This is a genomic window from Paenibacillus sp. MABNR03 (genome assembly GCF_050455445.1).
GTDB classification, from domain to species: Bacteria; Bacillota; Bacilli; order Paenibacillales; family Paenibacillaceae; genus Paenibacillus; species Paenibacillus xylanilyticus.
The window spans coordinates 251,043-263,308 of sequence record NZ_JBCIYR010000004.1; the positions used below are offsets into that span (position 1 = coordinate 251,043).

Below are 12,266 nucleotides of genomic sequence, written 5' to 3' on the forward strand. Positions count from 1 at the left end.
CTGGGGGAGAATACAAAACATCCATGCCCGACTATGCCAAATGTTAATCCAACTATAGATTGACAGTAAAAACTAAAATATAACACAGAAATAAGGAGGTCACGGGCATGGTTATGAGTTTGGAGTTGAAAAATCAAATCGAGAAAGCCAGACATAACCTTCATATGTTGGTAGAACATCACGAGGGTGGGCTTGGGCATCCGGATGTCATAAGGCAGTCCATGGCATTGGATGAGTTGATTAACGAATACAATCGAATGAATCGAAGCCAGACAAGAAATTAAAGATTCCTATATCGGGACAACCATAGATGAGTACATACGACGATGCGGGCATGAACATAACAGGAAGGACAGCATCCATTGCTAAGCTGCTGCATTCCTGTTCATTCATGCCCGCATGTATTTTGGCGGAATTGTTCAGTGTAAAAGCCGTTTGGCTTCCATGTACAGCACTTGGACAAACTTTTTGGTGTTAATTCGGGTTTGGGACAGAGAAGGCTCCACATTGTTTTGCAGCTCCAGCATTTTCTTGCGAATCTCGGTGAAGTCGAAGAATTTCGATGCGTAATTCTCGAACTTGGGATGCGTATAATCCGTCAATCCCAGTGAGACCACATGACTTAATGTCTGGAATATCGCCCGGCGAACACGCTGCTCGGAGGCCTTGACCTCTTTGGTGATCTCCGTAGCGGAGGCATCCGTTCCCAGCTTGCGTACAGCTATATTCTGAAAGATATCCTTGAGCGACGGGAACATGTACGGTGACAGTGTCTGATCCTCTGTTTCGATCTGCTCCAGATATTCCAGCATGTCCAGCAGATCCTTACTGCCCGCTTCTCCGATCATGCCCATCTCGGACAGAAGGAAATGCCCTGCTGTTGCAATCGTTTTGCTCGGAACAGATGCAGCATGGCGTCCGGCAGATGGAAGCCCGGTTAATCCCTGCAATGTTCGCTGGATATCCTGAATGGATTGCTGCATACGCAGACGTTCGTCAACCAAACGCAGGACGGACAGAATTTCCAGCCGATTAATCGGCTTTGTAATGTAGTATTCAATGCCGAGCGAATAGGCTTCGCCAATCATGCTTTTCGATTCAATCTGCGAGATCATCACAATCTTGCCTTCAAACCTTCCTTCCAATGCCCGTATGGTCTGAATCCCGTCCCGATGGGGCATGAGCAGATCAATCAGAAGCACATCCACCTTTTGCAGTTCTAGCAGCTCCGCATGAATGTGAGCGCCATCCTCCGCTTCTCCGGCAATCTCTCCCAATCCCTCGTCTTCAATAATGTCCATCAGCATTGAACGAACGCCAGGATCATCATCCACGATAAAATAACGCATAGTATCCTCCTTTCTCCTCACCGGATGTCTTTGGGCCCATGTATGTTGCAGACGGAGTAACCGTTGCGATCGTGGTTCGTTTTCTTCCTATCATACTTCGTAGTTCACTTGCTGCATAGAAGCCCTTATCCAAAAAAGAACAATATGTCAGATAACGTAACAGAGTTTCGCTGAATTCGGTCCATTCACAAAAAAAATCCACAGTTGGATGTAGGAATATGTCGGTTTCCGTAGATATGACTGTAGTATAGGTAACATCCGACTGGATTGGCCATTGAATATGTGAAATGGTACAAACGCCGATTCGAACGAGCCGTTATCACTTCAAAATTATGCAATGGATCCCCTATGCAATAGTATGGAGATTTTACGCTTAGACATGCAGCCGGGATGCTGTTTAACAATATACGAACTGGAGAGGTAATGCTGATGGAGCAAACAATACAAGATATTGTCGTGATTTTCAACGATTTTTTATGGTCCAAGCTGTTAATTATCCTGCTGATTGTATGCGGGATTTACTTCACCACCAAGACCCGTTTCATGCAGTTCCGCATGATCGGAGATATGATTAAAGTGCTGACTGAACCCAAGAGCAAGGAAGCAGGCAAGATTTCGCCGTTTCAAGCATTCTGTATCAGCATGGCTGCCCGTGTAGGTACGGGAAATATAACAGGAATTGCACTGGCTATTGCCCTTGGAGGACCGGGGGCTGTGTTCTGGATGTGGGTCATTGCCATCATTGGGTCAGCCTCCAGTTTCGTGGAGAGCACACTGGCACAGATTTATAAAGTTAAGGATAACGGAGGCTTCCGCGGAGGTCCGGCCTATTATATGGAACGGGGATTGGGCAAACGCTGGATGGGAGTATTGTTTGCGATCCTCATAACACTATCGTTCGGTCTTGTCTTTAATGCTGTGCAGTCCAATACCATTACCGTGGCATTCCAAAACTCGTTCGGGTTGGATCGGTTGACGGTAGGTATTGTTATGGCGGTAATCTTTGCCGGAATTATTATGGGCGGCGTGAAACGTATTGCCAAGGCGTCCGAATATATCGTTGTTGTCCTCGCCGTACTGTATATCGGGGTGGCTGCATTTGTTGTGCTGGCGAATATCACGCAGCTTCCGGCAATGATTGTGTTGATCGTAAAAAATGCCTTCGGCATTGAACAGGTGGCTGGTGGTACATTGGGGGCCGCCCTAATGAACGGTGTCAAGCGGGGCTTGTTCTCCAATGAGGCGGGAATGGGTAGTGCGCCTAATGCAGCGGCCACGGCAGATACAACACATCCGGTCAAACAAGGGCTTATCCAGGCTCTTGGCGTACTGACCGATACACTTGTCATTTGTACAAGCACAGCCATGATTATCTTGCTGTCGGGGGTATACAAAGGTTCCAATCTGGGAGGCATCGAATTGACCCAGGCAGCATTAAGTATGCACATCGGTTCCTGGGCCTCCGGATTTTTGGCCGTGATGGTATTCCTGTTTGCCTTTAGTACACTCATCGGGAATTATTATTATGGGGAGACCAACATTGAGTTTATCAAGTCCAATAAGATGTGGCTGTGGGTGTACCGAATCTGCGTCATCGCAATGGTGTTGTTTGGTGCTGTAGCGAAAGTGCAGTTGGTCTGGGACCTTGCCGATCTCTTCATGGGACTGATGGTAGTCGTCAATCTGATTGCCATTCTCATGTTGTCCAAAGTGACATTCGAAGCGCTGAAGGATTACAAAAAACAGAAAGCGGAGGGGCATGACCCCGTCTTTACCCGTGACCGTATCCGTATTCCGGGCGAGGTGGAATGTTGGGAATCTGAGGCTGAAGTGAAGGGAAACCCAAAAGTGGGGATTGCGAAGCAAGCTTAGGGAACCTGGCATGTGAATGCTTGATATGATATAAAGTAAGGTTAAAAAACAGGACGCCGGAAATGCCCAGATCGGGTTCGCGGCGTCCTATTTAAATTTGGTTGAATCTTAGATTGCATATGAATGTTTGGAAACAAGCTTACTTGTTTTGAACGGAGTAGCTGATTAGCTGGTCTGCCAGCATCTTCATACGATCGCCAGTTTCATTCAGTTTCTCAATGACATCCGTGAAGGAGGAGACAAGGGTAGCCTGCTCTTGGGAAGAAGCAGCAATCTGCGAAACTTCCACTTCCATTTGTTTGATAACCTGTTGAACATCTTTTAGACTGATATCGATATCACTAGTGGCCTGCTTCGCATCGACAGAGAGCTTGCGTACCTCAGAAGCGACAACGCCAAAGCCTGCACCGGCCTCGCCAACGCGGGCAGCTTCGATTGCAGCATTGAGCCCAAGGAGGTTGGTTTGTTCGGAGATTTCACGAATGAACCCGGCCACCTTGTTAATTTGGGAAGAGTTTTGAACAGCAAGACGTGTGTTCTCCAGGATCTGTTCACTGGTTGCCTGTAATTCTTCGGCATGAGCCGCAACGTGCTGTACCATCTCCACCAGGTTGCTATTAATCGATTGATTTTCCTGGATAATGGCTTCAAGCTGATTCTGGTTGGATTGATCGTAGGAGACACAGAAAATGGCAGCAACCTCGTTATTGTCATCAAAGATGGGGATATTCAGAATATCCAGCTCGATCCCATAGACTTCCGCAGGCAGGTGGGTGAGTGAAGCTTCACGTCCATTGGTCAGAGCGGTAAAGTTTTTATAACCATCGAGCAGCGGCTCCCCTGCATTGAAACCGAGATTAAATTTCTCAGTGGGGACTGCGTACAAGACCTTCTCATGATCATACACGGTCAAGCCGGCTGGTTCTCTAAGAATCAGACTAATATAAGGCATAACTTTCAGAAGTGCATCTACAACATTCATGGCGTCGAACCATCCTTTCTGTATTCCAATTTGCGATTGGATTCATAAACGTACATAATGCTCTATCTATCATCGGATAAGAGTGCGCTATCATTAACTGCATTTCAAATAAAATAATGACGAATTACGGACGAAGTCTTGAAAATTTCCCATGTAAAATGATTTATTGGATATAAGTACTAGTTGTAACTATTTTTATATCAAGATATTTGTTCGGGCTGATATCGAAAATGGGACATATGTCCATTTCTATACGTTAAATACTTGGGTGGAGGTTACCGGGAATGAGAGAAATCATGGACTTTGAGCGAATGCGTCAGCTTGCGCGTGAACATGGCCTGGATCAGGTGTTGGATGAGCCTGCACTCGCTGAATTAAGACTGTTGGAAGCCTCCAAGGGTGAAATGATATGTGCCAAGGGAGAACGGCCGGAACGATTCTATATTCTCGTAGAAGGTAAACTCAAGATCTATACAACACTTCCCAATGGAAAGTCATTGCTGCTCCGGTTCAGTACACCCCCTGCACTCGTAGGTGATCTGGAGCTGGTCAATGGGAAGGAAGCGAAAAATACGGTTGAATCCGTCAATAAAAGCCTGCTGCTTGGCGTGAGCTATCGTTTTCTTCAGAATACCTATACGGAAAATCCGAAGTTTCTCCATTTTATGCTTAGTCATGTTACCCATAAGTTGTACACCTTCTCCAACCTGTCAAGCTTGAATCTGCTGTACCCCGTGGAAAGCCGGTTTGCCAGCTACCTGTTGTCAACGATGGAACAGGGTGAACAGGTTACGGAAGAGATCCAAACCTCCAATTTGACTGAGCTGGCAGATATGCTGGGTACCAGCTACAGACATTTGAACCGGGTGATCCATGATCTCTGTGATCGGCAGATCATTCGGAAAGAACAGCGCAAGATCGTCATCTGTAATCTGGAGGAGCTGCGTCAGATTGCCGGGGGGAATATGTACGAATGAAATGTTGTCTCTGTGTGCGGGTCCCAGCTCTTCGTATAAATTGCAAAGAGCACCCTGATGCCTTAAGCAAAAGGGTGCCTCGCCTCCGTTTGTTGAAAAAGGCGTTATGAGATCTGGCGCAATTCTGTTAGATATCTCCGCGGTCTTCGAATAATTGGGCGATTTCCACAATGACACGGGTGGCCTTCACCATGTTGTCGACGGATACATATTCGAATTTGCCATGGTAATTTTCACCGCCAGTGAAGATGTTCGGTGTAGGCATGCCCATATACGAGAGCTGGGATCCATCGGTTCCTCCCCGAATGGGACGAATGATTGGTTCAATATCCAGACGGGTCATCGCTTCGTGTGCAATATCAACAATTTGGCGCACAGGCTCAATTTTTTCCCGCATATTGTAGTACTGATCATTCAGCTGAACGGTAATGCTTTTCTCCCCGTACTTGGCTTTGAGTTCTTCCGCAACCTTCAATACATAAGCTTTGCGCTCTTCAAACTTCTCTCGATCAAAATCGCGAATGATATAGCTCATTTGTGTCTGCTCCACATCGCCTTCGATGGACAGAAGGTGGTAGAACCCTTCATACCCCTCCGTAAATTCAGGTGCCTCTTCCGCAGGCAGACGGTGGTTAAACTCCATGGCAATTTTGGCCGAATTCACCATTTTGTTTTTGGCTGTTCCAGGGTGCACATTCGTACCTCTGACCGTAATTTTGGCTGCAGCCGCATTGAAGCTCTCGTACTCCAGTTCTCCGAGTGGTCCACCATCTACGGTGTAGGCATATTTGGCTCCAAAAGCAGGCACATCGAACTTGTGCGGCCCACGCCCAATCTCTTCATCAGGAGTGAAGGCCACCCGGATTTTTCCGTGTTTGATCTCGGGGTGATCGATCAGGTAGGCCATCGCTGTCATAATCTCGGCAATGCCTGCCTTATTGTCCGCACCCAGCAATGTTGTGCCATCCGTTGTCATGAGGGTATGGCCTTTGTATTCACGCAGTTCCGGGAAGTCGGTGGTAGACAGTACCACATCCAGCTCCTGATTTAACACAATATCTTGACCATCATAGTTGTCGATAACCTGAGGTTTGACATTTTTGCCTGTGAAGTCAGTGGCTGTATCCAGGTGAGCGAGGAAACCAATCACGGGAACGTCCTTGTCCGTGTTGGATGGCAGGGTAGCCATGACATAACCGTTCTCATCCATCGTTACATCCTGTAAGCCAATGGATTTGCACTCATTGACAAGGTATTCACCCAAGGCCAGTTGGCCAGGTGTGGAGGGGCAGGTTTCACTGCTTTCATCGGATTGAGTATCCATTTGAGCATAAGTCGTCAGTCGCTCGATTAAAATGTCTTTCACCATTGATCGCTCCTTTGGCTTGGGTTGATATATAAGTTGGATCACCAGTCTTACACCGAATAACTACGAGGTCAGAACAACCTTCTGATCGCTGTTATCCCCAGATTTTTTTGATTCTATATTTAAAAGGTGAAAATCCAGTGATAAAGGCGAGTTTATGCTTACGAAGTAGCTTTCTTTCAGAAAGCTTTTGGCTTCGCTTCTACAGGTTGTTTCTGCCCTCTCCGTTTTCGTGTAAGGGTTAGATACATCTTATATTAGGTGGGGTATACTATCTCTTGTGTGTCGATAAGTGTATCATACCATGTTTTGGGCGTACTTCGCGCAAGGCACAAGTGGCAGCAGATGAAAGTTTAGGTATCAAAAAGGGTACTATGGCACAAAAATGTACGTACTTGTATTTGGGGGATGCTGCTTCATAATAAAGAATGATGGAAGGATTGGCGAAAGAGATTGTTGGCAAGAATGGGCATCTGTTTTTCGATCTGGAAAGCAAGTGATTGCCTCAACATATATTAATATATCGATAAGGAGATGTAACCAATATGTCCGAGACTTTATTTTCCCCCTATCAGTTCAAGGGGCTTCAACTGAATAACCGTGTAGTCATGGCACCCATGTGCCAATATTCCGTAACAGCCAAGGATGGTATCCCGAATGACTGGCATCAGGTTCACTACGTAAGTCGTGCCGTTGGGGGTACAGGACTGATTGTAATCGAGATGACCGATGTTGAACCGGATGGACGCATTACCGATCATGATCTGGGCATCTGGTCTGACGAACATATTCCCGCTTTTGCCAAACTGGTGGATGGCATGCATGCTCACGGCTCCAAAGTTGCCATTCAGATCGCCCATGCGGGACGAAAAGCAGAGGATGCGAAACAACCGGTTGCTCCATCGGTAGTCACTTTCCCGGGAGAAGACTACAGGGAGCCGCGTGCGTTAACTACGGAAGAAGTAGAGGCCATGGTGCAGAAATTTGCGGATGGTGTTCGCCGCGCAGTACAGGCTGGAGTGGACGCTATTGAGCTGCACGGAGCCCATGGATACCTCATTCACCAGTTCCATTCCAAGCTCATGAACCATCGTGAAGATGTGTACGGACAGGATCTGTCTCGTTTTGGTGTTGAGATCATTCGTGCGGTGAAAAAGGAAATGCCGGAAGACATGCCGCTCATTATGCGCATTTCAGCAGTAGAGTACGCTGATGGTGGTTATGATATTGACCACACCATTGAAGTTGGTCGTGCCTATCAAGAAGCAGGCGTGGATATATTCCACATCAGCTCTGGCGGAGAAGGACCTGCAGGACAACGGAAACCGGGGAACTACCCAGGATATCAGGTTCCATTTGCCCGCCGTTTCCGTGAAGAATTGAACGTTCCTGTAATTGCGGTTGGATTGCTGGATGATTCAGCTCTGGCTCAAGCCGTTATTGGCAACGGGGATGCTGATCTCGTTGCAGTCGGCAGAGGCATGCTGCGTGATCCGTATTGGGCCAACCATGCGGCATTGGCACTGGGTGTCAGCAAGGATATGGCAGCGATTGCCGAGCAATATTCCCGCGGATACTAATCGTACACTGCAGCATTTTGCAAAAATTGCTCACAGACCAGTTTTACAGGTTGCTAAGACAGGCCACAGCAAGGGTTAACCTTATGCTGTGGCCTGATTTTGTATGGCGGAAAGCGTAATGTATTCATGCACTTATGCACTTCGAGCGGCCTCAAAACCAAACGGTTGGAATGCAATGGTTCAGAGCAGACTAACATAGGAATCACACACCTTTTATGCAATATGTGCCAATTATAGGGTGGGTTTGAAAGGGGAGCCAATGTAAAGGTTCAGTTGTTACATGAATACATTTGACACACATCCTCTCATCCCAAACAATGAGTAATATATATTTTAGGAGGCGATAGGTATGTCATCATCATCAAGCGCACTGCCGGATATTCGGCAGCAATTAGTGCTCCATGCACCGGTGGAGAAAGTATGGAAGACAGTCTCGACAGCAGAAGGCATGGAAAGCTGGTTTATGCCCAGCAATCTGGAGCCGGTTGAAGGGCATGAATTTGTGCTGGAGGCCGGACCTTTTGGAAAATCACCCTGCCGGGTGACGGAAGTTCAGGCACCGCACAAGCTGTCGTTTCAATGGGGCAAGGATTGGACACTTCATTTCGAACTGGCCGAGCAGCCGGAAGGTACAGCCTTTACGTTGATCCACAGCGGATGGGATGCCGATAAACTCACTGAATTTGGACAGGCACATGCCATCGTGCGTGAACGGATGGAGCAGGGCTGGACAGGGATCGTACAGAAGCTGGCTCAGGTTGTGGGCCAATAATTGAGGATTGTCAGCGTTGATCAGGAGCATATCCTGGTTGATGAGCTGGCAGTCTTTTTTTGTTTATGCTGCTTGCGGTATATGAATAAAAGGTGGAATAAGTGAAATGGTTTAAAAATGTGATTCTTTTGGTTTCCTTCTATTTCCGTTAGCAGCAGAAACGTGTAACATGGATTATGAAGATAAACCGACAAAAACTGACGTCTATCGTCACGAGGCGGAAGGATTACATAGATGAGAAAACACTGGATAATGCTGACTATTAGTTTCATTTGTATCGTTGTCTTTCCCGTCGGGTGGATCGTGCAAGGTATTGTATCCGAGCATGGGAATCCGGCAGCCAAACAAGGCGTTATAGATTTGTCCAAATGGGATTTTAATAAAAAGGGTGCAGCGATATTGGACGGGGCCTGGAATTTCTATCCTAATCAATTGCTAACCCCAGTCGACTTCGAGGCAGATCTATCCGGGCGAAAGCCGCTTGGTCCCGCCTCAGCAATCCAGGTTCCGGCTCGGTGGAACAAGACGATGGGGGAAGCCCATGGATACGGTACATACCACTTGCGTGTCAGAATCAAGCCCGGTTTTGAGAAAAATGACTATGGCATTCGCACCCAAAATATCCGTATGGCACACCGTATCTTTATCGATGGCAAAGAAATTGGCGGCAAGGGATTGCCTGGAGAAACAAGGGAAACGGATATCCAGTACAATCTGCCCTTTACCGGGTTCACCTCTATTGAGGGAGACCATGCTGACATTATCATTCAGGTTTCCAATTATACATATTCCTCAGGGGGAATCGTCGCTTCCGTATTCTTTGGAGATGAACATAGCATCCTGTACAGCCAGCAGAGGGATTGGCTTAAGGATCTGATGACCCTCTTCGGGTTCATTCTTCCTGCTGCATTTTTCCTGCTTCTGTTCCTGCTGCGCCGGAGTGAGAAGGAACTTCGTTACCTGGGCTTGTTCAGTCTCTCCGGGGGAATGTACGCACTCACTCATGGGGAGAAATTGCTGGGTACTTTTGTGCCATTTCTGCCGAATGATGAAATCCTAAGGCTTCAATTACTGAGTTCGGCATTTGCCTATTACTATCTGCTTCGCTATATGCATGCACTTGTTCCGGGTGCGATCCACAAAGGGTATGTCCGTCTTGGGGTAACACTGGTTATTGTACAGAGCATCATTGGGCTTACTTTGTCTCCGGCCCTGTTCTCCCATCTGGAGCTGGCCATGTTGATGGTTTCGCTTAGTGTCATCGTTTACACCCTGAGGGCCATGTTCTATTGGTTGAAAAAACGGCCTAACGACAGCCATTACGTGCTGATTAGCATGATGAGCATCTTGATGGTCGTTATTCTGTATACCATTGGAGCATTTACGACGCAGGATACGACGTTTCTCGCGCTGTACGAGCTGTTGTTGTTTGTTTTTGCCCAAATGATTCTTACCGCAATTCGGTTCGCGCAGTCCTTCCGAGAAGTGGAGGCCTTATCCGAGCGTTTGCTTGTGATCGACAGTCTGAAGGATGAATTCATGGCCAACACATCTCATGAGCTGAGAACCCCGCTGCATGGCATCATTAATATTGCCCAGTCCATGCTGGAAGGCGCGGCAGGTGCAGTGACGCCGAAACAGGCGAGAAACCTGTCCATGATTACTTCAACAGGGAAAAGGCTTTCTCTGCTGGTTAACGACATTCTCGATTTCTCCAAGCTCAAGAATAGTGAGATTGTATTGAAACGGGAGGCCGTGGATCTGGAATCCGTTGCCCGCACAGTGGTTGAAGTTTCCGGGTTCACCTTCGGAGACAAGCCCATTGTACTAATCCAGCAGTGGCCCCCCTCCCTCCCGCTTGTCGAAGCAGATGAAGACCGGCTGCGGCAGATTCTTTATAATTTGATAGGCAATGCCTACAAGTACACGCAGCAAGGTGAAATACGGCTATATGCAAGTGTCAATGGGGATCAAGTCAGGATGTCCGTGGCGGATACCGGAGTTGGCATTGCTCCCGAGAAGCTCGAGGATATCTTTCAATCCTACGAGCAGGAAAATGGTGCCGGTGAAAGGGTGAGTGGAGGTACGGGGCTCGGTCTCAGTATTACACGCAAACTCGTAGAGCTGGGCGGAGGAAGGATCTGGGTTGAATCGGAACCGGGTCAGGGATCGGTTTTTCATTTCACCCTGCCGGTTGCCAAGACAACTCTTCTCCATACCGGTAACAAGCCGGCTGCGGCCAGCTATGTAGCTGCACAACATACGCATGATTCTGAAGTTATCCCTACAGAACCGGACGAGTCAGAAGAGAGTTTGGAAGCAGAGCATACCATTTTAATTGTGGATGACGATCCGGTGAATCGCCAGGTGCTTTTCAATCTGCTATCGACAGAGCGATATCGGGTCATATCTGCCGACAGCGGGGCAGCAGCCTTGAAGCTGCGAGAACAATACCCGGGAATCGATCTGGTTATTACCGACTGGATGATGCCTCGGATGTCCGGAATGGAGTTATGCCGTAAGCTGCGTGAGCACAATTCCCTCTCGGAACTGCCAATCCTGATGCTGACTGCACGCGGATTGCCTGAGGATATCAGGCTGGGTTTCCAGGCCGGGGCGAACGATTTCCTAAGCAAACCTGTGGATGCGGGGGAGCTGCGTGCCAGGGTACGTACCTTGATCGACATGCGAGCCTCTGTTCAGGGCGCAATTCGAACGGAAATGGCTTTTTTGCAGGCACAGATCAAACCGCACTTTTTATATAACGCACTTAATGTCATTATTGCGACCTGCGCTGTTAATCCTGACAAAGCTACGGATCTGTTGATTGAACTAAGTCACTACCTGCGCGGAAGCTTCGACTTCCAGAACCGGGATCAGCTGGTGCCGCTGTCCAAGGAACTTGAACTGGTCGAATCCTACGTACATCTGGAACAGGCCCGGTTTGAGGAGCGGCTGGTGGTCAATTATGATATAGACCCTGATGTACGCATCTATGTGCCCCCGCTCAGTATCCAGCCGCTTGTTGAAAATGCCATTCGTCACGGTGTCATGGAGCGAGCCGCGGGTGGAACAGTGTCTCTGAGAATAGCCAGAGAGGACAATCGGGTGATCGTCGAGGTTGAGGATAATGGTGTGGGCATCTCTCCGGAGCGCCTGGCCCAGGTGAACTCGGGACGAACGGAAGGGCCAGGAGGTGTAGGGCTGCAAAATATAAACAGACGTTTAGCAGCGCTGTATGGGGAAGGGTTGAATATTCAGAGTCATGTGGGCAAAGGAACGAAAATTCGTTTCCATATCCCTTTATCGAGAGGTTAATAATCTCCAAACTGTGCCGAGGCAGATCATAATGGTTAACAGTTTAATAA

9 protein-coding genes are annotated in these 12,266 nt (G+C 47.9%); 6 read left to right on the forward strand and 3 right to left on the reverse strand.

Features of this window, described 5'->3' with window-relative positions:
* The first annotated feature begins 107 nt into the window (after positions 1-107).
* Entirely contained in the window at positions 108-284 is a 177-nt protein-coding gene (locus AAIH57_RS20895) for an aspartyl-phosphate phosphatase Spo0E family protein (protein WP_175396903.1), read from the forward strand.
* Between the two features lie 135 nt (positions 285-419).
* Here AAIH57_RS20895 and AAIH57_RS20900 read toward each other — a convergent pair whose 3' ends face one another.
* Positions 420-1,349, reverse strand: a complete 930-nt coding sequence (locus AAIH57_RS20900; protein ID WP_430022864.1) for a response regulator — start codon at positions 1,347-1,349, stop codon at positions 420-422.
* A 429-nt stretch (positions 1,350-1,778) separates the two neighbouring features.
* On the opposite strand from AAIH57_RS20900, the gene AAIH57_RS20905 reads away from it, so the two are divergent.
* Positions 1,779-3,221, forward strand: coding sequence for an alanine/glycine:cation symporter family protein (locus tag AAIH57_RS20905; protein WP_175396901.1), 1,443 nt, complete (start codon positions 1,779-1,781; stop codon positions 3,219-3,221).
* Between the two features lie 139 nt (positions 3,222-3,360).
* Here the strand turns inward: AAIH57_RS20905 and AAIH57_RS20910 are convergent, their stop codons facing one another.
* Complete coding sequence (locus AAIH57_RS20910) at positions 3,361-4,203, reverse strand: methyl-accepting chemotaxis protein (protein ID WP_175396900.1); 843 nt, start codon at positions 4,201-4,203, stop codon at positions 3,361-3,363.
* Positions 4,204-4,487: 284 nt separating this feature from the next.
* On the opposite strand from AAIH57_RS20910, the gene AAIH57_RS20915 reads away from it, so the two are divergent.
* Positions 4,488-5,180, forward strand: a complete 693-nt coding sequence (locus tag AAIH57_RS20915; RefSeq protein ID WP_430022865.1) for a Crp/Fnr family transcriptional regulator — start codon at positions 4,488-4,490, stop codon at positions 5,178-5,180.
* 127 nt (positions 5,181-5,307) lie between these two features.
* Here the strand turns inward: AAIH57_RS20915 and pepT are convergent, their stop codons facing one another.
* A complete protein-coding gene (gene pepT, locus AAIH57_RS20920) occupies positions 5,308-6,546 on the reverse strand; it encodes a peptidase T (RefSeq protein WP_430023109.1) in 1,239 nt (412 codons plus the stop codon).
* Between the two features lie 545 nt (positions 6,547-7,091).
* On the opposite strand from pepT, the gene AAIH57_RS20925 reads away from it, so the two are divergent.
* The 3 genes from AAIH57_RS20925 to AAIH57_RS20935 all read left to right on the forward strand — a co-directional run bounded on the left by AAIH57_RS20925 (position 7,092) and on the right by AAIH57_RS20935 (position 12,216).
* Positions 7,092-8,126, forward strand: coding sequence for an NADH:flavin oxidoreductase/NADH oxidase (locus AAIH57_RS20925; protein ID WP_430022866.1), 1,035 nt, complete (start codon positions 7,092-7,094; stop codon positions 8,124-8,126).
* 349 nt (positions 8,127-8,475) lie between these two features.
* Complete coding sequence (locus AAIH57_RS20930) at positions 8,476-8,898, forward strand: SRPBCC family protein (RefSeq protein WP_430022867.1); 423 nt, start codon at positions 8,476-8,478, stop codon at positions 8,896-8,898.
* A gap of 234 nt (positions 8,899-9,132) precedes the next feature.
* Entirely contained in the window at positions 9,133-12,216 is a 3,084-nt protein-coding gene (locus tag AAIH57_RS20935; RefSeq protein ID WP_430022868.1) for an ATP-binding protein, read from the forward strand.
* Positions 12,217-12,266 lie beyond the last annotated feature (50 nt).

Excerpts from the sequence above, each read along its gene's own strand:
- AAIH57_RS20935 (WP_430022868.1), top strand. The coding sequence starts at position 9,133 with ATGAGAAAACACTGGATAATGCTGACTATTAGTTTCATTTGTATCGTT.
- AAIH57_RS20910 (WP_175396900.1), bottom strand. The coding sequence starts at position 4,203 with ATGAATGTTGTAGATGCACTTCTGAAAGTTATGCCTTATATTAGTCTG.
- AAIH57_RS20895 (WP_175396903.1), top strand. The coding sequence starts at position 108 with ATGGTTATGAGTTTGGAGTTGAAAAATCAAATCGAGAAAGCCAGACAT.
- AAIH57_RS20915 (WP_430022865.1), top strand. The coding sequence starts at position 4,488 with ATGAGAGAAATCATGGACTTTGAGCGAATGCGTCAGCTTGCGCGTGAA.
- AAIH57_RS20905 (WP_175396901.1), top strand. The coding sequence starts at position 1,779 with ATGGAGCAAACAATACAAGATATTGTCGTGATTTTCAACGATTTTTTA.
- AAIH57_RS20930 (WP_430022867.1), top strand. The coding sequence starts at position 8,476 with ATGTCATCATCATCAAGCGCACTGCCGGATATTCGGCAGCAATTAGTG.
- AAIH57_RS20900 (WP_430022864.1), bottom strand. The coding sequence starts at position 1,349 with ATGCGTTATTTTATCGTGGATGATGATCCTGGCGTTCGTTCAATGCTG.
- AAIH57_RS20925 (WP_430022866.1), top strand. The coding sequence starts at position 7,092 with ATGTCCGAGACTTTATTTTCCCCCTATCAGTTCAAGGGGCTTCAACTG.